Origin of the sequence: Pseudarthrobacter phenanthrenivorans (assembly GCF_000813845.1) — a bacterium.
GTDB lineage: Bacteria > Actinomycetota > Actinomycetes > Actinomycetales > Micrococcaceae > Arthrobacter > Arthrobacter phenanthrenivorans_B.
The window spans coordinates 41,628-61,722 of sequence record NZ_JWTB01000019.1; the positions used below are offsets into that span (position 1 = coordinate 41,628).

17 protein-coding genes are annotated in these 20,095 nt (G+C 67.2%); 13 read left to right on the plus strand and 4 right to left on the minus strand.

Features of this window, described 5'->3' with window-relative positions; all coding sequences use genetic code 11:
* Positions 1–471 precede the first annotated feature (471 nt).
* Together RM50_RS09965 and RM50_RS09970 are read left to right on the plus strand one after the other, a co-directional pair.
* Positions 472–1,479: an alkaline phosphatase family protein gene (locus RM50_RS09965; protein ID WP_240471934.1), complete on the plus strand. Its 1,008-nt coding sequence runs from the start codon at positions 472–474 to the stop codon at positions 1,477–1,479.
* Positions 1,454–3,097 (plus strand): phospholipase C, encoded by a 1,644-nt coding sequence (locus tag RM50_RS09970; RefSeq protein WP_052260118.1) that lies wholly within the window; start codon positions 1,454–1,456, stop codon positions 3,095–3,097. Before RM50_RS09965 ends, RM50_RS09970 begins: the two co-directional genes overlap by 26 nt.
* A gap of 8 nt (positions 3,098–3,105) precedes the next feature.
* Here RM50_RS09970 and RM50_RS09975 read toward each other — a convergent pair whose 3' ends face one another.
* A complete protein-coding gene (locus tag RM50_RS09975) occupies positions 3,106–4,260 on the minus strand; it encodes a carboxylate-amine ligase (protein ID WP_043452313.1) in 1,155 nt (384 codons plus the stop codon).
* 278 nt (positions 4,261–4,538) lie between these two features.
* Here RM50_RS09975 and RM50_RS09980 point away from each other — a divergent pair, with 278 nt between their 5' ends.
* A complete protein-coding gene (locus RM50_RS09980; RefSeq protein WP_043452314.1) occupies positions 4,539–4,796 on the plus strand; it encodes a hypothetical protein in 258 nt (85 codons plus the stop codon).
* Between the two features lie 34 nt (positions 4,797–4,830).
* Here the strand turns inward: RM50_RS09980 and RM50_RS09985 are convergent, their stop codons facing one another.
* Positions 4,831–6,192, minus strand: a complete 1,362-nt coding sequence (locus tag RM50_RS09985; RefSeq protein ID WP_043452315.1) for a phenylacetate--CoA ligase family protein — start codon at positions 6,190–6,192, stop codon at positions 4,831–4,833.
* Positions 6,193–6,359: 167 nt separating this feature from the next.
* On the opposite strand from RM50_RS09985, the gene RM50_RS09990 reads away from it, so the two are divergent.
* The 8 genes from RM50_RS09990 to RM50_RS10025 all read left to right on the plus strand — a co-directional run bounded on the left by RM50_RS09990 (position 6,360) and on the right by RM50_RS10025 (position 14,939).
* Positions 6,360–7,082, plus strand: coding sequence for a VIT1/CCC1 transporter family protein (locus tag RM50_RS09990; protein WP_043452316.1), 723 nt, complete (start codon positions 6,360–6,362; stop codon positions 7,080–7,082).
* Between the two features lie 66 nt (positions 7,083–7,148).
* Positions 7,149–7,634 carry a hypothetical protein gene (locus RM50_RS09995; protein WP_043452317.1) on the plus strand — a complete coding sequence of 162 codons (486 nt, stop codon included), beginning with the start codon at positions 7,149–7,151 and terminating at the stop codon, positions 7,632–7,634.
* 168 nt (positions 7,635–7,802) lie between these two features.
* Positions 7,803–8,690, plus strand: a complete 888-nt coding sequence (gene ctaC, locus RM50_RS10000; RefSeq protein WP_043452319.1) for an aa3-type cytochrome oxidase subunit II — start codon at positions 7,803–7,805, stop codon at positions 8,688–8,690.
* A gap of 34 nt (positions 8,691–8,724) precedes the next feature.
* On the plus strand, positions 8,725–10,458 hold the full coding sequence (gene ctaD, locus RM50_RS10005) for an aa3-type cytochrome oxidase subunit I (RefSeq protein WP_043452320.1): 1,734 nt from the start codon (positions 8,725–8,727) through the stop codon (positions 10,456–10,458).
* 209 nt (positions 10,459–10,667) lie between these two features.
* On the plus strand, positions 10,668–11,723 hold the full coding sequence (locus tag RM50_RS10010; RefSeq protein ID WP_043452321.1) for an iron ABC transporter substrate-binding protein: 1,056 nt from the start codon (positions 10,668–10,670) through the stop codon (positions 11,721–11,723).
* A 4-nt stretch (positions 11,724–11,727) separates the two neighbouring features.
* On the plus strand, positions 11,728–13,317 hold the full coding sequence (locus tag RM50_RS10015) for an ABC transporter permease (protein ID WP_205622246.1): 1,590 nt from the start codon (positions 11,728–11,730) through the stop codon (positions 13,315–13,317).
* Entirely contained in the window at positions 13,314–14,471 is a 1,158-nt protein-coding gene (locus RM50_RS10020; RefSeq protein WP_205622247.1) for an ABC transporter ATP-binding protein, read from the plus strand. The genes RM50_RS10015 and RM50_RS10020 overlap by 4 nt, the downstream gene beginning before the upstream one ends.
* Positions 14,472–14,666: 195 nt before the next feature.
* Complete coding sequence (locus tag RM50_RS10025; protein ID WP_043452323.1) at positions 14,667–14,939, plus strand: hypothetical protein; 273 nt, start codon at positions 14,667–14,669, stop codon at positions 14,937–14,939.
* Between the two features lie 28 nt (positions 14,940–14,967).
* Here the strand turns inward: RM50_RS10025 and nhaA are convergent, their stop codons facing one another.
* Positions 14,968–16,320 (minus strand): Na+/H+ antiporter NhaA, encoded by a 1,353-nt coding sequence (gene nhaA / locus RM50_RS10030; protein WP_043452324.1) that lies wholly within the window; start codon positions 16,318–16,320, stop codon positions 14,968–14,970.
* An 82-nt stretch (positions 16,321–16,402) separates the two neighbouring features.
* A complete protein-coding gene (locus RM50_RS10035; RefSeq protein WP_043452325.1) occupies positions 16,403–17,083 on the minus strand; it encodes a PAS and ANTAR domain-containing protein in 681 nt (226 codons plus the stop codon).
* A gap of 265 nt (positions 17,084–17,348) precedes the next feature.
* On the opposite strand from RM50_RS10035, the gene RM50_RS10040 reads away from it, so the two are divergent.
* Together RM50_RS10040 and RM50_RS20660 are read left to right on the plus strand one after the other, a co-directional pair.
* Complete coding sequence (locus tag RM50_RS10040) at positions 17,349–19,484, plus strand: heavy metal translocating P-type ATPase (protein WP_043452326.1); 2,136 nt, start codon at positions 17,349–17,351, stop codon at positions 19,482–19,484.
* A gap of 49 nt (positions 19,485–19,533) precedes the next feature.
* The gene (locus tag RM50_RS20660) at positions 19,534–20,055 is read left to right on the plus strand and encodes a hypothetical protein (protein WP_043452327.1); all 522 of its coding nucleotides are present in this window, start codon (positions 19,534–19,536) and stop codon (positions 20,053–20,055) included.
* Positions 20,056–20,095: the final 40 nt, after the last annotated feature.

The window sequence follows — 20,095 nt, forward strand, 5'->3', positions numbered from 1 at the left end:
TCCGCCCGCAGTCCAAGTCAACGCCTGCCGCCCGGCGCCTTCTAGGGCAGAAAGACCTAGGCGGGATCCCTGCGTGGCCGCGCTCCGATTCACGGCCAATTCACAGCTATTGCCCCTGCAAAAAGTGGCGTCTGTATGCGAGAGTGGCGGCATCGCTGGGGTGCGACCACCTGCCGGCCGGGACTCATCCAGAGGCCGGCCGGCAGGATCATCAGCGACGAACAAAAGAGGCCGGGCATGAAGGCAGGTTCAGCTCCCCGATCCAGAGGCCGCCGGTGGCACGGGCCCTGTTTACTCCTGCTGCCCCTGCTGCTGATCCCCTCGCTGGCAGCCTGCCAGTCCAGTCCGGCCGCACCTGCCCAGGCGCGGCCCACGGCCCCCGCCCAAAGCCCCGCCGCCCCGCCCCCTGGCAACGCGTCCGGCGCAGCACCCGGCGGTGCTTCCGGTGCCGCCCCAAGCCCGGGTGGCGGCGTGACGCCCAACCTGGCCCCGGCGGATGCCGCCGGGCGCCCCGGCCACATCTTCGTCATCAACCTGGAGAACAAGAGCTACGACTCCGTGTGGGGTGACAACTCCTCAGCCCCTTACCTGTCCGGAACACTCCGGAAGCAGGGGGTGCTGCTGGAGAACTACTACGGCATCGCCCACAATTCCCTGCCCAACTACCTGGCGCAGATTTCCGGGCAGCGGCCCAACGACAACACGGAGCAGGACTGCCGCACCTATACCCGGTTCAACGCCACGGGCACCGACGGGACGGGCACCCTGCAGGGAACGGGCTGCGTCTACCCTGACCAGGCCCAGACCCTGGCGGGGCAGCTGACCGCCCAGGGCAGGACGTGGAAGGGCTACATGGAGGACATGCAGCAGCCGTGCGAACACCCGGCCCTCGGTGAGCCCGACAACCATATCCGGGCCACGGCGGATGACATGTACTCCACCCACCACGACCCCTTCGTCTACTTCCAGTCCATCACCGATTCCCCGGACTGCGACAAAGACGTGGTGAACCTTTCGGAACTCGCGGATGACCTGCAGTCCGTCGGCACCACCCCGAACCTTTCCTACATCACACCCAACCTCTGCCACGACGGACACGACGCCACCTGCGCCGACGGTACCCGCGGGGGCCTGGAAGCTGCGGACGCGTGGCTCCAGGACCACATCCCCGCCATCCTGTCGTCCCCCGCGTACCAGCAGGACGGCATGCTGGTCATCACCTTCGACGAGACCGAGGGCGGCACCGCAGGGCCGGCCCAGGGAGACTCCGGGAGCCCCGCAGGCGGTGCCGCCGGGGGCAAGGTGGGCGCGCTGGTCCTGTCCCCGTTCAGCAACGCCGGGGCCACGTCGGAACGGCCCTACAACCACTACAGCCTGCTGGCCACCATCGAGGATCTCTTCCAGCTCCCGCGGCTTGGGCTGGCCGGCGAGCCGGGTGTGAAAACCTTCGGCGATGACGTCTTCCGGTCGGGGTCCTGAGGTGCGGCTGCCCGGAATGCTGCGGCGTCGGACCGTCCTCGCGGCCTCGGTGACGGTGGTGGCCCTGGTGGTTCTCGCCGTCGCTATTCCGCGGATCTGGCCCGGGGACGCCGGGATTGCCAAGATCAAGCACGTGGTGATCATCACCCAGGAGAACCGGTCCTTCGACAGCTACTTCGGCACCTACCCGGGCGCCGAAGGCATTCCCATGAAGGACGGCAAGCCGGTGGCCTGCCTTCCTGCGCCGGGGAGGGGAGGCTGTGTTTCACCCTTCCTGGACCCGTCGGACAGCAACGCCGGCGGCCCGCACAGCCCGGCAGACGCCACCGCAGACATCAACAACGGGGCGATGGACGGATTTGTTGCCCAGGCGGAGAAGGGCATCGCGCACTGCCAGCCGGATGCCACCGACTGCAAGTACAAGACTCGACGCACCGACGTCATGGGGTACCACGACCGGAACCAGCTGCCCACCTATTGGACCTACGCCGACAACTTTGTCCTGCAGGACCACATGTTCACCTCCGCCGCCGCCGGAAGCCTCCAGGCGCACCTGTACATGGTCTCGGAATGGTCCGCAAAGTGCTCCAGGACGGGAGACCCGTCGTCGTGCATCAACGCGCTGGACGGCGTTGAAAATGAACCCGAGAAGGCAGAATTCGAGGAAAGCCTGATCGGCAGATGCCAGCCCAACCCGGACCCGCAGCCATGCCGGGACGCCCTCCAGGCCGCGGGCCTTGGCCCGGACCTGGCCGCCCAGACAAGCCAGGTGGTCTCGGCCGGCTGCAAGCGCACCGATTCCTACGCCGCCTGCAAGGGCGCGGTCCAGGCCGCAGACCTTCCGGCCACCCTGAAGGACAAGCTGGCCGAAGCGGCGAAAACCCTGAAAGGGCCCAACTACTCCTGGACCGACCTGACCTACCTGCTCCACAAGCACTCCGTGTCCTGGGCCTACTACGTGTTCGGCGGCACTGAACCGGACTGCCGGAACGACGCCGCCACCTGCGCCCCCGTGAAACAGGACGCCGAAACGCCGGGCCGGTGGAACCCGCTGCCGTACTTCGACACCGTCACCGAGGACGGCGAGCAGGGCAACATCAAACCCCTGAGCGGCCTGTACGACGACGCCCGGCAGGGCAGGCTGCCCGCCGTCACCTGGGTGGCACCCACCGATGAGGTCAGCGAACATCCGCCGGCCAAGATCAGCACCGGCCAACAGTACGTTGCCGGGCTGGTCAACGCCATCATGAGCGGCCCGGACTGGAACAGCACGGCCATCTTCCTGAACTGGGACGACTGGGGCGGGTTTTATGACCATGTCCAGCCGCCCGAGGTGGACAACAACGGCTACGGCCTGCGGGTTCCTGCCCTCGTCATCAGCCCCTACGCGAAGAAGGGGTATATCGACCACCAGGTCCTGAGCCAGGACGCCTACTTCAAGTTCATCGAGGACGATTTCCTCGGCGGTGAACGGATCGATCCCGCCACCGACGGCCGGCCTGACAACCGCCCGGATGTCCGCGAAAACAACCCGCTCCTGGGCGACCTCACCAACGCCTTCGACTTCAATCAGGCGCCGCGGCCGCCGCTGATCATTCCCAACGCCACCACCTACTAGGCCTGGGACTACCAGGCCTGGGACGCGGAAACCGTGCAGTCCGCCGCGTCCGCCACCACCCGTTCCAGGTCCCCCGTGCGGTGAAGCACCTCCATTTGCCGGACCGCGCCGGTGCCTTCGGCGAGCAGCCTGTCCACCTGTTCCTCCACGCGCTGCAGGTCCCCCATGTCCGCCAGCGCCTGGCGCACGTGGTTGAGCAAGGCATTGACGACGGCGAGCGCGGGCGCCGGGCGGTGCGTGTGCGGATCCAGCAACTCGCCGCGCAGGCCCCAGCGGCTGGCTTTCCAGCCGGCCAGCCGGAGCAGGGCGGACGGGACGGAAACGGGTTCGGTGCCCTCCCGCCACTCCCTTGCGGCGGTTTCCACCAAGCCACGGGCGATGCCCGCCAGCAGCACGGTGTTCTCTGGCCGCAGGCACACGTCAGCCACCCGGATCTCCACGGTTGGATAGTGCCGGGAGAGGCGTGCGTCGAAGTAGACCATGCCTTCATCCAGGGCGACGCCGGTGCTCACCATGTCATGCACCAGCTGGTGGTAGGCGTCCGGTCCACCCAGGATGTCCAGCGGCCCGGCGGAGGGCCAGCGGTTCCACACCTGGGCCCGGTAGCTGGCATAGCCGGTGTCCTGGCCATGCCAGAAGGGTGAGTTGGCGCTGAGCGCGATGAGCACGGGCAGCCAGATCCGCATCCGGTCCAGCACGGCCACGGCTTCCTCCGGAGATTCCACCGAAACGTGGATATGGCAGCCGCACGTGAGCTGTTCGCGCGCCGTAAGGCCGTATTCCTCGGCCATGGCCTTGAAGCGCCGGAGTTGTACCGGGTGGGGGTTGGCCGGAAGCGGGGAGGTGCCCAGCGCGGCCACCCGGACCCCCACATCCCCGGCGGCCTGGTGGGCAATGGCCCGCCCGGCCACGATGTCCTGCTGCAGTCCTGCGAGGGTGGCGTGCGGCGGGGTCACCACCTCGATCATTTCCTGCTGGAACTCGGCCGTCAGGATGGGCCCGGAAGCCGCCTCCAGCGGTCGGACATAAAGGTTCAGCAGTTCTCCAGCCTTGGGCACGGCCTCCCCGTTGGCCGGATCCACCAGGAGCAGCTCCTCCTCGATCCCCAACGTGCGCCTGCCTGCCCCGGCGCCGCCGGTGCCGTCATTGCCGTAGGTGTCCATCGCCGTCGTCCCCTATCCCTTGCTCCCTTGCAGACACCGTTGGAGAAGATGCCAGCGCCGCGTTCCACAAGGGAATACATGATAAGCACCCTTAGCATTGCGCGGGAAGCAGTTCGGGCTTCCGGGGGCACTACCTGTACTTCCGGGCTACCCGCGGGTAAATTTGAGTCTGTGACGGGCACTGCGACCCGTCCTCCCGGCCCTTCTGCAAAGGCCTCAGGGAGACGCTGCTGTAGCCGAACGGCAGCCCATAATGCAAGAGCGAAAGAGCCTTGGCCATGTCTGCCTCGCATTTCCAGCAATTCCTGACTGAAGCAACAGCCTCCGATCCGTCCGGAGATTCCCCTCTCGGCCCCGACTGCCTCTACGGCCTTTACGTCAGCTGGGCGGAACTCCACGGACTGACCCCCAAGCCGGACCAGGCCTTCCGGGCCGGGATGCTCCGCTGCGGCGTGGATATCCGGAATTCCCGCCTTCGGATGAAAGGACCCGCTGCGGCCGACTACATCCTCAGCAGCTACCCCGCCGTCGCCTGACGGTCGGGTGGGAGGGCACCTGCCCTCCCACCCCTCATCGCTGATTCCGCAGCGCCCGCACAAACGGTGCCTTGCCCAAGGCCGTGCGCTGGAGGCGGTCCACCGGCTCCACGACAATCAAGAGCGGGGATGCGCCCGCCGCTGCCAGGGCAGTCTCCACCGCTGCCCGGATATTGTCGGGGGAATGTCCGGGCGTGCGGCCTGCGATAAGGATGCGCAGCCCCCAGGATTCCTGGATGACCTGCCACCCGCCGGTGGACACATCGTCCAGCACATCGTGGAACACCAGGGGGTGAAGCCTCACGGGACCTTCCCGGCCGGGCAGCGTCAGCACGTCCTCCACCCGGCCCTCGACCTCCTCCAGGATCCTGAGGGACCGCCCGCAGGGACAGCCGCGCCCTCCCAGCCTGACCGCGTCCGACATCTCGTAGCGGATCAACGGCAGGGTTCGGGAAAACAGCACCGTAACCAGCAGTTTCGCGCCGGTTGATCCGGCAGGGACCACCTGTCCGGCGCTGTCCACCGGCTCAACAATCACCAGGTCCTCGTAGACATGCCGGTTCCGGTAGGGGCAAGGCGACGCAATCCCCGCCGTTTCGGTGGCGGCATAGACGTCGAAGGGGGCGCTTCCCCATGCGTCCCGCATCCCGGCCGCCGCCTGCGGAGTAAGCACTTCGGAGGTCGACATGACACCCTCGGGCGCAATGCGCAGCCGCCCGTCCCGCTGTTCGGCTACCAACGGCGCCAGGGCCGAGGCGTACCCCACCAGCACCCTGGGCTGGAACCGGTTGAGCGCTGCCACCGTCCTGTCCATGGGTGCGGTGACGTCCAGGCGAAGCGTTGGGACGAACCGCGAGTTGGCAGAAGCACCAACGACGGCGGACTGGTGGGTGGGGACACGGGAGCTGACCAGCGCTACCCTCATGGGCCTTCCCGGCCTGGGAGAGATCCCGGCCCAGTCACCGGCCCGCGCGTAGGACGCCAGGACCGAGGCAAACTCCGAGCGGTTCCAGGCAAAGACACCGCTGCGGCCCGTGGTCCCTGCCGTGGCCGCCACCCACCACCGCCCCCTGAACGGCCGGCCGGGATCACCCGAACTTTCGGTCAGGGCCCGCAGGTGCTGTTCCAGGTCAGCGAGGCTCAAATCCGGGGTGGTCACGGCTTCGCCGAAATTGTCCATGAGCTCGGCCTTGCTGACCGGGGGCAGGTCACCCAGGGGCGCCATGCGCAGCCCGGCGTGGTGCCGGCGGTAGAACGCGGAACCGGCGTATGCTGCCTCGCGCAGCCGTTTCAGCGCCTGCTCCTGATAGGCGGCGATGCGAACGGGATCCCACTGTTCCCGCCGGCGTCCTGCCGCCCGCAGGGACAGCACCTGCAGGAGGAGACGGATGTCCATGACAACTCCTTGGCCTGGATTGCCCCCAGAGTCGCCGCTGCCGGCAGGAACCGCAAGGGCCGAAAGTCTGCTGCTCCAGGATCACGTCCGAAAAGCGGCTCGACGGGCCCGGTTAGGGGATGCAAACCTTCGTGGCACCGGGCCGGTTACGGTGCTTTACTGCCAGCATGTCTGAAACCCTCAAACTCAGCCACAACGAACCCCACGACAGCAGCGTGGCAGCGCGCCTGAACTGGCTGCGCGCCGGAGTCCTCGGTGCCAATGACGGCATCGTCTCCGTAGCGGCAACCGTGGTGGGTGTGGCGGGCGTGACCAACGAGCTGGCGCCCATCCTGGTTGCCGGTACCGCCGCCGTCGTGGGCGGAGCCGTGTCCATGGCCCTGGGTGAATACGTTTCCGTGAGCAGCCAGAGCGACAGCCAGCGGGCATTGATCGAAAAGGAACGGCAGGAACTCCAGGACGATCCCGAGGGCGAGCTGGCCGAACTTGCCCACATCTACCAGGCCAAGGGGCTCAGTGAAGCCACGGCGCGGACAGTGGCCGAGGAACTGACGGCAAAAGATGCATTGAAGGCGCACCTGTCCGCGGAGCTGAACATCGACGAGGAGGAAGTGGCCAGCCCGTGGCATGCCGCGTTCGCCTCCGCGATCGCCTTCACCGTCGGCGCCGTCCTGCCCATGCTGGCCATCATCTTCCCGCCGTCAGAAGCCCGGATCCCGGTGACGTTCGTTGCCGTCATCCTGGCGCTCGCACTGACCGGAACCGTCAGCGCCAGGATCGGCGGCAGCTCCAAGCGCAAGGCAACCATCCGGCTGGTGGTGGGCGGCGCGCTGGCCATGGCCTTCACGTTCGGGGTGGGAAGCCTGCTGGGTACCACCGGGGTGGCGTAATTCGCCCTGCGGCCGTGCGACACTGACCGTACGCAGCAGAGCGCCCACCACTGATCGGAGTATCCCTTGCTGGAGATCGCAGGCCTTCCGGCCCACATCCTGTTGATCCACGGCGTGGTGGTGCTGGGCCCGCTGGCCGGGGTTGCAGCGGTGGCCTTCGCCCTGATCCGCCGGTCCAGGCGCTTCCTGGCATGGCCGCTGGGTGTCCTGGCCCTGCTGCTTGTTCCGTTGTCCGTCCTCACGGCGGAAGCCGGCGAACAGCTGGAGAAGGCAACGGGAAGATCACAGCTCATCGAGGAGCACGGCCACCAGGGAAGCTTCCTGCGCTACGTCACCGTGCTCTTCCTGGTGGCTGTCGCGGTGCAGATCGCCGCCGCCTTCCCGTCGCTCCTCACCCGCCGGCCCGCCTTCCGCGGCCTGCGCGGCCTCCTCGAGTCCCGCTGGCTGGTCCCTGCCACCTCGGTGGTCGGCGTCCTGGCCGGAATCTTCCTGGTGTACCAAACCATCGTGACCGGCCACTCCGGGGCAGTGTCCGTCTGGGCCGGCCGGTAACACCACGGCCACCCCCGCCACTCCGCCGGCGGAGCCCGCTTGTCCGGCCGCCCAAAACCCCTTCCCATAGCATCCTCGCCGCGTTACTGTGGGCACACAACCCGTCGGCTCTGAGGCCGGTGGTGGGCTCAGGCAGTTGGGTCTCTGGAGCAGCCGGAGGGACCAGGAATGGGTACAAAACCGTTCAAGAACCGGAGACTGCAGCGCGTCGCCGCAGCAGCCGTGGTGCTCGCCGCCCTGCCGGCCCTGACCTCCTGCTCCGACCTCGTGTCCCGCGGATTCCTGCCCGGGGCCCGCGACACCACCAACAACACCGAGCTGATTACGGACCTATGGGTCAACTCCTGGATTGCGGCACTGGTTGTGGGCGTCATCACCTGGGGCCTGATGATCTGGGTCGTGGTGGCCTACCGGCGCCGGAAGAACACCGTGGGATTCCCGGCCCAGCTGAGCTACAACCTTCCACTGGAAGTGTTCTACCTGGCCATCCCCCTGATCGTTATCGGCGTCCTGTTCGTCTTCACCGACCGTGAGCAGCGGGCCATCGACGAACGCTACCCCAACCCCGATGTCGTGATTGACGTGTTCGGCAAGCAGTGGTCCTGGGATTTCAATTACGTCAAGGAACAGGTCCACGAGGATGCCGGCCAGCAGGCCCACCTGACCGGGGCCTACGGCGCGCCGGACCGGCTGCCCACGCTGTACCTTCCCGTCGGGAAGAAAGTGGAGCTGCACCTCCAGTCCCGCGATGTTCAGCACTCCTTCTGGGTGGTCGATTTCCTGCAGAAACGCGACCTGTACCCGGGGCACGAACAGTACAACCCCTACATCAACATCACCCCAAACCGTATCGGCGAATACATGGGCAAGTGCGCCGAGCTCTGCGGCGAATACCACTCGGAGATGCTTTTCAAGGTCCGGGTGGTCAGCCAGCAGGACTATGACAGCCACATCGCCGACCTGAAGGCGAAGGGAAACACCGGCAACCTGGGCGCCGACTTCGACCGGCAGCCGTTGTCGGCCCCTGCACCACAGGTCACGGAACCAGCAGAGTAAAGGACGGCAGGCCATGACCACCACAGGGCAGAGAATGGGCGGAACCGCGGCCACGGCTGCGCCGGCAGTGGTCCGGCGGCCCAAGGGCACCATCGTGGTCAACTGGATCACCTCCACCGACCACAAGACCATCGGGTACATGTACCTGATCGCGTCCTTCATTTTCTTCTGCGCGGGCGGCGTGATGGCGCTGCTGATCCGCGCCGAACTGTTCGAGCCCGGCATGCAGATCCTGCAGACCAAAGAGCAGTACAACCAGCTGTTCACGATGCACGGCACCATCATGCTGCTCATGTTCGCCACCCCGCTGTTCGCCGGGTTCGCCAACGTGATCATGCCGCTGCAGATCGGCGCCCCGGACGTTGCGTTCCCGCGGCTGAACGCGCTGGCCTTCTGGTTCTTCCTGTTCGGCTCCACCATCGCTGTGTCCGGCTTCATCACCCCACAGGGCGCCGCAGCATTCGGCTGGTTCGCCTACGCACCGCTGTCCAACACCACGTTCACCCCCGGCATCGGCGGTGACCTGTGGGTCTTCGGCCTGGCGCTGTCCGGCTTCGGCACCATCCTGGGCTCAGTCAACTTCATCACCACCATCATCTGCATGCGCGCGCCGGGGCTCACGATGTGGCGGATGCCCATCTTCACCTGGAATACCCTGGTCACCGCCATCCTGGTGCTCATGGCCTTCCCGCCGCTGGCCGCGGCCCTGTTCGCGCTGGGCGCCGACCGGAAGTTCGGGGCGCACATCTTCGATCCTGCCAACGGGGGCGCCATCCTGTGGCAGCACCTGTTCTGGTTCTTCGGCCACCCCGAGGTGTACATCATCGCGCTGCCGTTCTTCGGCATCGTCTCGGAGATCTTCCCGGTCTTCAGCCGCAAGCCCCTGTTCGGCTACAAGGGCATCGTGTACGCCACGATCGCCATTGCGGCCCTGTCCGTCACGGTGTGGGCGCACCACATGTACGTCACGGGCGCGGTGTTCCTGCCGTTCTTCGCGTTCATGACCATGCTCATCGCAGTTCCCACCGGCGTGAAGTTCTTCAACTGGATCGGCACGATGTGGGGCGGCTCGCTCACGTTCGAGACCCCCATGCTGTGGAGCATGGGGTTCCTGGCCACCTTCCTCTTTGGTGGCCTGACGGGCATCATCCTGGCCTCGCCGCCCATGGACTTCCACGTATCGGACTCCTACTTTGTGGTGGCGCATTTCCACTACGTGGTTTTCGGCACCGTGGTGTTCGCCATGTTCGCCGGCTTCTACTTCTGGTGGCCCAAGTTCACGGGGACCATGCTCAACGAGCGCCTGGGCAAGATCCACTTCTGGATGCTCTTCCTGGGCTTCCACGCCACGTTCCTGATCCAGCACTGGCTGGGCGTCCTGGGCATGCCCCGCCGGTATGCGGACTACATGCCGGAGGACAACTTCACCTGGATGAACCAGTTCTCCACCGTGGGGTCCTACCTCCTGGGCGCCTCGCTGATCCCGTTCTTCTGGAACGTCTACATCACCTGGCGGGCCGGGAAGAAGGTCACGGTGGACGACCCCTGGGGCTTCGGCGCCTCGCTCGAGTGGGCCACGTCCTGCCCGCCGCCGCGCCACAACTTCACGTCCCTGCCCCGGATCCGTTCGGAGCGCCCGGCCCTGGACCTGCACCATCCCGAGCTGAGCGTCAGGGTCCATCCGTCCGAAGACGCACCGGCGGAAGGGCTCCTGGGCGCGGCGGACATCGGCGAGCACGACGTCCATGACCCCAACCCGAACACGTAGCGGCAAGCCCGCGCCTTCCCCACCGCGGACACGGCCCTGCAATTACGTCATGCCAAAGTGTCGTAATTGATGTGAACCTCGTCACTTAAAGCGCTTTCCTGCTTGGTGCTTAGGTTTGCCTACCCTACAGTTTCTGAACATAGGCACTGTCTTCCGGTGCCCATCAGGACTTAGGTTCACGCAGACTTTTCCCCACGAAAGCAGCCTCAATGAAGATCCGCAACAGCGCGCTGGCAGGCATCGCACTCGCCGCCACCGCAGCTCTCGGCCTGACCGCCTGCGGCGGCGGCACTCCCGCCGGCGACAGCTCCTCCGCCGCTTCCAACGGTGCCGCCTCGGGCGAGATCACCGTCTATAACGCCCAGCACGAAAGCCTCACCAAGGAATGGGTGGACGCCTTCACGGCCGAAACCGGCATCAAGGTGACCCTGCGCCAGGGTGACGACACGGAAATGTCCAACCAGATCATCCAGGAAGGCCAGGCGTCCCCCGCCGACGTGTTCCTCACCGAGAACTCCCCCGCCATGACGCAGGTGGAGAACGCCGGGCTGTTCGCCGACGTCAACAAGGACACCCTGGCCCAGGTCCCCGCCGAATTCTCGCCGTCCACCGGCAAGTGGACGGGCATCGCCGCCCGCTCCACCGTCCTGGTGTACAACAAGACCAAGCTCACCGAGGACCAGCTGCCCAAGTCCATGCTTGACCTGGCCAACCCGGAGTGGAAGGGCCGCTGGGCCGCCTCGCCCACCGGCGCCGACTTCCAGGCCATTGTCTCCGCGCTGCTGGAACTGAAGGGCGAGTCCGCGACCGAGGACTGGCTCAAGGCCATGAAGGACAACTCCAAGGCCTACAAGGGCAACAGCACCGCCATGAAGGCAGTCAACGCCGGCGAAGTCGACGCCGCGCTGATCTACCACTACTACTACTACGGTGACCAGGCCAAGACGGGCGAGAACTCCAAGAACGTCGCCCCGTACTACTTCAAGAACCAGGACCCGGGCGCGTTCCTGTCGGTCTCCGGCGGCGGTGTGCTCAAGTCCTCCAAGAACGCGGACGCTGCGCAGGCATTCCTGAAGTTCATTACCGGCAAGAAGGGGCAGGAAGTCCTGAAGAACGGAACCTCCTTCGAATACGCCATCGGCTCCGACGTGCCGGCCAATGACAAGCTGGTCCCCATCAAGGACCTGCAGGCACCCAAGGTGGACGCCGCGAAGCTCAACTCCCAGAAGGTCTCCGACCTGATGACCCAGGCCGGACTCCTCTAATTCCGTGACCACCGATCTATCGGCTCCCGCCAAGCGGAGCACGACGACGGCGGGCAGGGGCAACAGCCCCCGCCCGCCTTTCGGCGTTTCCGCGGTGTCCGCGCTGGCGGTGCTGATTGCCCTCTTCTCCCTCGTCCCGCTGGGGTACGTGGCCTACATGACGGTGGCGACCGGGTGGGATACCGCCGTCGCCCTCATCATGCGGCCCCGCGTGGGCGAACTGCTGGTGAACACCCTGCTCCTGATGGCTGCCACCATCCCGCTGTGCCTGCTGCTGGGCGTGGCAGGGGCCTGGCTGGTGGAGCGGACGAAGCTTCGCGGCCACCGGGTCTGGGCCGTGCTGCTGGCCGCACCGCTGGCCGTCCCCGCATTCGTCAACAGCTACGCCTGGGTTTCGGCCGTGCCGTCGCTGGGCGGCCTGGGTTCGGGGATCCTGATTTCCACCCTGTCCTACTTCCCGCTGGTATACATTCCGGCGGCCGCCACCCTGAGCCGGCTGGACCCGGCCATTGAGCAGTCTGCCGCCGCGCTGGGGCTGGGCGCCTGGCGGGCCTTCTTCCGGGTGGTGCTCCCCCAGCTCCGGATTGCCCTGACGGGCGGCGCCCTGCTGGTGGGGCTGCACCTGCTGGCCGAATACGGTGCCTTCGCCATGATCCGGTTCGATACCTTCACCACCGCGATCATGACCCAGTACCGGTCCACCTTTAACGGGGCGGCCGGGAACATGCTGGCCAGCGTGCTGGTGTTCTTCTGCCTGCTCCTGCTGGTGGCGGAGGTCCGCAGCCGTGGTACCGCCCGCTACGCCCGGATCGGTTCCGGGGTGCAGGCCAGGGCGCTGCGGCTGCCGCTGCACGCCTACCAGGTTCCCGCCCAGCTCTTCCTGCTGGCGCTCACCGCGCTGGCGTTCGGCCTCCCGCTGTACTACGTGCTGAAGTGGATCGTGGCCGGCGGGGCAGACATCTGGACGGCGTCCGAGTTCCTTCCGGCCCTGCTGGCCACGTTCTGGTACGGGCTCGTCGGAGCCGCGGCCACAGTGGTGGTCGCCTTCCCCATGGCGTACCTTGCGGTCCGGAAGCCCGGCTGGTTCAGCAAGTCCCTGGAACTGTCCAACTACGTCACCAGTTCCATGCCGGGGATCGTGGTGGCGCTGGCGTTCGTCACGGTCAGCATCCGCGTGATGCCCGGGATCTACCAGACGGCAGGGGTGCTGGTGGCCGCGTACGTGCTGCTGTTCCTCCCCCGGGCACTGGTGAACCTCCGGGCCGGCCTGGCGCAGGCCCCCAAGGAACTGGATGAGGCAGCGCAGGCCCTGGGCAAGCCCCCGCTGGTGGCCTTCATCCGCGTCACCCTGCGGCTCACCGCACCCGCAGCGGCCGGCGGGGCGGCCCTGGTGTTCCTGGCCATCGCCAACGAACTGACCGCCACCTTGCTCCTGTCCCCCAACGGCACCAAAACCCTGGCCACCGAGTTTTGGAGCAAGAGCAGCGAGATCGATTACGCGGGCGCCGCACCCTACGCCCTGCTGATGATCCTGCTCTCCGCGCCCATGACCTATCTCCTCTTCCAACAGTCCAAGAAAGTAGCCGGACAGTGACAGCACCATCGACCCGCCGGCTGCCCGAGCCCCGGGTGGCCCCTTCCGTGGCGGCAACCACCAACAGCCACCTGCAGATCACGGACGTCACCAAGAACTTCGGATCACAGGCGGTCCTGAAGGGCGTCAACCTGTCCGTGGCCAAGGGCGGTACCACCGCCATTGTGGGCCCGTCCGGCTCCGGCAAGACCACCCTGCTGCGCCTGATCGCCGGATTTGAACACCCGGACACCGGGAGCATTTCCCTGAACGGAACCCTGGTGGCCGGTGAGGGCGCCTGGCTGCCGGCCCACAAACGGCAGATCGGGTATGTGGCCCAGGATGGCGCCCTGTTCCCGCACCTGACCGTGGGCCAGAATGTCGCCTTCGGCCTCAATCCGGCCAAACGTGAGGGTGGCCGCCGTGCCGTCGCGGCCCGCGTGGCGGAACTCCTGGAAATGGTGTCCCTGGACGCATCCATGGCCAAGCGCCGGCCGCACCAGCTTTCCGGGGGCCAGCAGCAGCGTGTTGCCCTGGCCCGTGCGTTGGCGCGCGAACCGGAGCTGATGCTCCTGGACGAACCCTTCTCCGCGCTGGATGCCGGCCTTCGCGTGGCCACCCGGCGCGCCGTGGCCAAGGTCCTGGCCGAAGCCGGGGTCACCACCATCCTGGTCACGCACGACCAGGCCGAGGCCCTGTCCTTCGCTGACCAGGTGGCAGTGATGCGCGGCGGCAAGCTCGCCCAGATCGGCAACCCGTTCGTGGTGTACACCCGCCCCGCAGACCGGGCCACCGCCGAATTCCTTGGCGATGCCGTCATCCTGGACGCGTGGCTGGAAGGGTCGCTGGCCACCTGTTCGCTGGGCGGCATCCCGGTCCGCCGGCCACCGGCCCAGGGACGGGTGCAGCTCATGCTCCGGCCGGAACAGATCCGCATCGCCGAGGACGGTCCCATCCGGGGCGTTGTGGTGGACACGGACTACTTCGGCCCGGAAACCACTGTCCGGCTGAAACTGAACGTGCCCAAGGAAGTGGCCGGGCACGCCGACCACCGCTACCCCGGCGGCGGCGAAGTGATCACCATCCGGCACTGGAACGCCTCGATCGCCCGGCCCGGCATGGAGCTGTGCCTGCGGGTTGTGGGCGAAGCGGTCGCGTTCCCCGTGGAGGACTGACAGCCCCGCGCTGTCCTGCGACGGATCAGAAGCTTGTCCGCACGTCCGAACCTTCAGGACACGGATACGCGAACAAGCTTCTGACGGACAGCCCGCCACCGGGTGACACAGAAAAAACACCGCGCGGAAACACTCCGGCAACCTGTCCACGGCAAGCTGTGCTTACGGGGATACAACAGCAGGAGGCAGCCCATTATGGAGGCACAAGGAATACGTACGGCCCAGCTCCGCATCGGGGACGAAATCGAGGCGTGGCACCGGGGCAGGCTCTTCCACAAAGGCCGGGTGACCGACGTCGTCCCGGCCCTTGAACTCTTCTGGATCCTGGACGCCCGGACCGGCACCCGCAAGCTGCTGGACCCGGAGGCCCTGGAGATCCGCCACGTCGAAACCCCGGTTCAAGCGCCGGTAAAACTGGACGTACCGGTGAAACCGGGGCCCGCGGGCAAACCGCTCGCCACAGCCTAAAGCCCGCCAGGCAACGCTTTCACGCGCCTTAGCTGCGCTCCTGGTAGACGTCCGGGACGCCGTCGTGGTCCGAATCCACTTTTTCGAGCTCTTCGGCGAGCCGGTACTGACGGTTCCGGGTGCGCAGCACGGCCGTTGCCAGTAGGGCAGCGAGCAGTGACGCGGCCAGGATGCCCACCTTGGCGTGGTCGTCGTGCAGGCTGCCGTTGCCGAAACTGAGCTCGGCCACCAGCAGGGAGACGGTGAACCCGATCCCGGCCAGCAGGGCAACACCTGTGATGTCGATCCATTTGTAGGAGCTGTCCAGGGTTGCCCGGGTGGCCTTGGTCAGGACCCAGGTGGTCCCCATAATGCCGATCGGCTTGCCCAGGACCAGGCCCAGGATGATGCCGAGCGCCACGGGGTCAGTCAGCGCCTTGCCCAGGCCTTCCCAGCCGCCCACGGCAACACCGGCGGAGAAGAACGCGAAGATGGGAACGGCCACGCCGGCCGAGATGGGCCGGAACCGGTGCTCGAAGATTTCGGCGAGCCCCGGACCGGCCTCCGGGCCGCCGGACGCCTGCGAGCGGACCACGGGAATGGCAAAGCCCAGCAGGACGCCGGCGACGGTGGCGTGGATGCCTGATGCGTGCACCAGCGCCCAGGTGACGGCCCCCAGCGGCAGCAGGATCAGCCACGCGGCGGCGGCATGCCGGCCGAAGAACCGGCGGTACTTGTGGGCCAGGACGGCGTAGACGGCGAGCGGGATGAGCGCCAGGAGCAGGGGCACCGGCTGGATGTTGCTGGAATAGAAGAACGCGATGATGGTGATGGCGATCAGGTCATCCACCACCGCCAGGGTCAGCAGGAAGATCCGCAGGGCGCTGGGCAGGTGGGATCCGATGATCGCCAGGACCGCCACGGCAAACGCAATGTCGGTTGCCGTCGGAATGGCCCAGCCGCGCAGCGTCTCGGGCGAGGCGAGATTGACGACGGCGTACATCACCGCCGGGACGGCGACGCCACCTACGGCGGCGGCTACGGGAACAATTGATTTACTGATCTGGCGGAGGTCGCCGGCCACGAACTCACGTTTAAGTTCCAGGCCCACCAGGAAGAAGAAAATGGCCAGCAGTCCATCTGCCGCCCAGGCACCCAGGCTCAGGTCAAGGTGCCACGGTTCGTAGCCAACCTTGAAGTCGCGGAGGGCAAAGTAGCTCTCCGATGCAGGGGAGTTGGCCCAGATAAGGGCGATGACGGCGGCGATGACCAGGAGCGCGCCGCCAACGGTTTCCTTGCGGAGGATTTCCCCGATTCGCAGGGCCTCGGCATAGCTGCCCCGGGAGAAAACGGTGGAACCAAAAAACGTGTTCCTGCGGGGGGTGGGCGGGGTGGAGTTCATCCAGGCGTCCTTAAATCCGGGTTCGACGAAGCCATGCCGACCAGACTTCCCGGCGCACCTCCCTCCATCCTACGGGAAGGGCTTAACCCACACGCCTGCCTCCGGCCCGGTCCGGCCGGCTGTTCAGCTGAATAGCGCGGACGGCCCGGTCCAGGTAGGTCCGCGCCTCCGGCGAGTTGGCCAGCTGCACCAGTTCCGCGGCGACCACCACCAGCTTGACGTTCCGGTGGCTGCTGGTGCTGACCAGCATCCGGAAGGCCTCGTCGGAGCCGAGTTTCAGCTGGCCCATGAGGATGCCGCGGGCCTGGTCGATCACGGTCCGGGTGGCCGTAGCCCCTGCCACGGCATCCCGCGCGGCCTGTTCGGTTTCACGCTGCAGGGTCCGGCTCAGGTCCACTGTCACGCCCTCCAGCGCAATGACCGCCCCGTTGCCGTCCAGGAATGCCTCCCCCGCGGTGAGCACCCGCCGGGTCTTGCCCCGGGCGTCGACGATCCGGTGGTACATGCAGAAGAATCCGCCGTTGCGGGACACCTGCGCCACGATTTCCTCACACCGTTCCCGGTCCTCCGGGTGCTTGTGGGCAAAGATCAGATCCAGGCTGGGGACCACCTCGCCGCGCTGGTAGCCGTGGAGCCGGAACATGCCATCGGACCACTGCAGGGCCGGGCCTTCGGGGCCAAGATCCACCCTGAACGTCCCGGCGTCGGTTTCGCTGTCCCCGAGCACACTGGAATACGTGTACAAGTCGTTGAGCTCCGTCACCGGACTACCTCCCCTGGACCGCCCGGCCCCCCGCGGGCCGGCGTTGTCCTCGCTCATTTAAGTATGGCCGTCTGCGGAATCAGAAGGTAGTGCGGGACGCCCTATGGACCTCTGGCCCGGCATGGCATAGGGCCCTTGACCTTAATACCCCCTAGGGGTATATTGGCGGTGTTGTCAGTGAAGTGGTATGTCCCGGCCGGTGCTCCCACCGCCTTCACAGCCGTTCAACCCCAGCGCCGAATAATCCCAACGGATTGGAACTGACATGAACACCGGGAACCACCAGCACCACCATCATCAGGACCCCGACCAGAGCCGGCCCGGCGGCGGGACGCTCACCCAGCCGCCGGCACACGCCGCCGGACACGGCCCCCACGGCGGCCATGCCGAAGACGACCGTATGGTCCACACCCACGGCCAGCACGCCGGGCACAGTACCGCCATGTTCAAGAACAGGTTCTGGCTCACCCTTGCCCTGTCCCTCCCCGTGGTCTACTTCAGCCCCATGATGGCCCACCTGCTGGGCTACATGCCGCCGGAGTTCCCGGGTTCCGCATGGATACCGCCGGTCCTGGGCACCGTCATCTTACTGTACGGCGGCCAGCCCTTCCTCAAGGGCGGACTGCAGGAGCTCAAGGACCGCGCCCCGGGAATGATGCTGCTGATCGGGATGGCCATCACGGTGGCCTTTGCCGCCTCCTGGGTCACCAGCCTGGGGATCGGCGGTTTCGACCTGGACTTCTGGTGGGAGCTGGCGCTGCTGGTGGCCATCATGCTGCTGGGCCACTGGATCGAGATGCGCGCCCTCGGGTCCGCACAGGGCGCCCTTGACGCCCTCGCCGCGCTGCTCCCGGACGAGGCTGAGCGCATCACCGAAAGCGGCACCGAAACCGTCCCGGTGTCTGCACTCAGTCCCGGGGACATGGTCCTGGTCCGGCCCGGCGCCCGCATGCCCGCCGACGGGAACGTGGTGGACGGGCAGGCCGAGTTCGACGAGTCCATGATCACGGGCGAATCCAAGACCGTGGCGCGGGGTGCCGGTGATCCGGTGGTGGCCGGGACCGTGGCCACGGACAGCAGCGTGCGCGTGCGGGTCACGGCCGTGGGCGACCAGACCGCCCTGGCCGGGATCCAGCGGCTGGTGGAGGAAGCACAGGCTTCATCGTCCCGCGCCCAGGCACTGGCGGACCGGGCCGCGGCTTTCCTGTTCTACTTTGCTGCCGGCGCCGGCGTCCTGACCTTTATCGCCTGGACGCTGCTGGGAAGCGTTCCCGACGCCGTAACCCGGACTGTCACCGTGCTGGTGATCGCCTGCCCGCACGCCCTCGGGCTGGCCATCCCGCTGGTGATCGCCATCTCCACCGAACAGGCAGCCAGGGCCGGGGTGCTGATCAAGAACCGGATGGCGCTGGAACGCATGCGCACCATCGACGTGGTCCTGTTCGACAAGACCGGCACCCTGACCACCGGGGAGCCGGAGCTGAAAGACATCGCCGTTGCTGACGGTGCGGACGCCGATGCCGTACTGGCCCTGGCCGCCGCCGTGGAATCAGACAGCGAACATCCGGTGGCGCGGGCCATCGTCCGCGCCGCCACGGCACGGAACCTGGCGCTGCCGCGTGCCACCGGCTTCACCTCCCTGACGGGCCGCGGCGTCCAGGCGACGGTGGATGGACGGACGGTGCACGTGGGCGGGCCGGCGCTCCTGCGTGAGCTGGGCGCCGTCGAACCCGCCGCCTTGGCCGCCAGCACCCGGGCGTGGATGGACCGCGGGGCAGCCGTGCTGCACGTGGTCGACGGCGGCAGGATCCTTGGTGCCGTGAGCATGGAGGACGCCGTGCGGCCTGAGTCCCGGCAGGCGGTTGCAGCCCTGCAGCGGCGCGGCATCAAGGTGGCGATGGTCACCGGCGACGCGCACCAGGTGGCGCAGGCAGTGGCCGCGGACCTGGACATCGACGAGGTGTTCGCCGAGGTCCTGCCCGCGGACAAGGACAAGAAAGTGGCCGAGCTGCAGGGCCGCGGGCTGAAGGTGGCCATGGTGGGCGACGGCGTCAACGACTCCCCCGCGCTGGCCCGCGCCGAGGTGGGCATTGCCATCGGCGCCGGAACGGACGTAGCGGTGGAATCCGCCGGCGTGGTGCTGGCCGGGAATGATCCCCGCGCCGTGCTGTCCATGGTGGACCTGTCCCGGGCGAGCTACCGGAAGATGTGGCAGAACCTGGTCTGGGCCACCGGCTACAACATCCTGTCCGTACCCTTGGCCGCCGGCGTCCTGGCCTTCGCCGGGGTGGTCCTCTCGCCCGCGGCCGGGGCTGTGCTGATGTCCGCGTCCACGGTGGTGGTGGCCCTGAACGCCCAGCTCCTCCGGCGCCTGAAACTCAACCCGTCCGCGGTACGTTGATCCTCCGGACCGATCGGCACACCCGAATCAGCCCAAGGAGGGACCTGCCATGACCAGCCGCGCCGCGGCATCCATCCTCCACCGGGCCTGGCTGCTTACCGGCATCCTGGCCGTTATCGCGGGGCTGCTCGGAATGCATGTGCTGACAGCAGGACACGCATCCCACGGCTCGGGTTCGCAGGGGCTGGATTCGCGGGGGCTGGATTCACGCGGGCTGGATTCACACAGTCCCGTTACCCACAGCCCCCTCTCTCCCAGCGGCGGTGCCCCCAGCGGTCCGGGAGCCGTGGCACCCGCCGGCCATGACGCCGTCGGGCATTCCGCCCGTGGGGACCATGCGGACGGGGTGGCCATGGCTGCTGCCGCCACCTGCGGCAGTCCGTGCCCTTTGGCCCGGGAGCCGGGGGCGCAGTGTATCCCGTCCGCACCCAGCGCCCCGCAGACGGGACATCCGCCCCAGGCAACCGTGGCCGGCCTGCCGGCGCTGCATACGGTCACCGGGCCCGGCTCCGCCTACGGCTACCGGCCGCCCAGCCCCACGCCATGCGAGTTGTCCATCAGCCGGACGTAGACCGAACTGCTCCCGACCAACCGGACCAGTTCCACTACCT

Coding starts and splice junctions, on each gene's coding strand:
- RM50_RS20660 (WP_043452327.1), top strand. CDS start 19,534: ATGACCAGCCGCGCCGCGGCATCCATCCTCCACCGGGCCTGGCTGCTT.
- RM50_RS09985 (WP_043452315.1), bottom strand. CDS start 6,192: ATGGACATCCGTCTCCTCCTGCAGGTGCTGTCCCTGCGGGCGGCAGGA.
- RM50_RS09970 (WP_052260118.1), top strand. CDS start 1,454: ATGACGTCTTCCGGTCGGGGTCCTGAGGTGCGGCTGCCCGGAATGCTG.
- RM50_RS09975 (WP_043452313.1), bottom strand. CDS start 4,260: ATGGACACCTACGGCAATGACGGCACCGGCGGCGCCGGGGCAGGCAGG.
- RM50_RS09980 (WP_043452314.1), top strand. CDS start 4,539: ATGTCTGCCTCGCATTTCCAGCAATTCCTGACTGAAGCAACAGCCTCC.
- RM50_RS10040 (WP_043452326.1), top strand. CDS start 17,349: ATGAACACCGGGAACCACCAGCACCACCATCATCAGGACCCCGACCAG.
- RM50_RS10025 (WP_043452323.1), top strand. CDS start 14,667: ATGGAGGCACAAGGAATACGTACGGCCCAGCTCCGCATCGGGGACGAA.
- ctaC (WP_043452319.1), top strand. CDS start 7,803: ATGGGTACAAAACCGTTCAAGAACCGGAGACTGCAGCGCGTCGCCGCA.
- ctaD (WP_043452320.1), top strand. CDS start 8,725: ATGGGCGGAACCGCGGCCACGGCTGCGCCGGCAGTGGTCCGGCGGCCC.
- nhaA (WP_043452324.1), bottom strand. CDS start 16,320: ATGAACTCCACCCCGCCCACCCCCCGCAGGAACACGTTTTTTGGTTCC.
- RM50_RS10010 (WP_043452321.1), top strand. CDS start 10,668: ATGAAGATCCGCAACAGCGCGCTGGCAGGCATCGCACTCGCCGCCACC.
- RM50_RS09990 (WP_043452316.1), top strand. CDS start 6,360: ATGTCTGAAACCCTCAAACTCAGCCACAACGAACCCCACGACAGCAGC.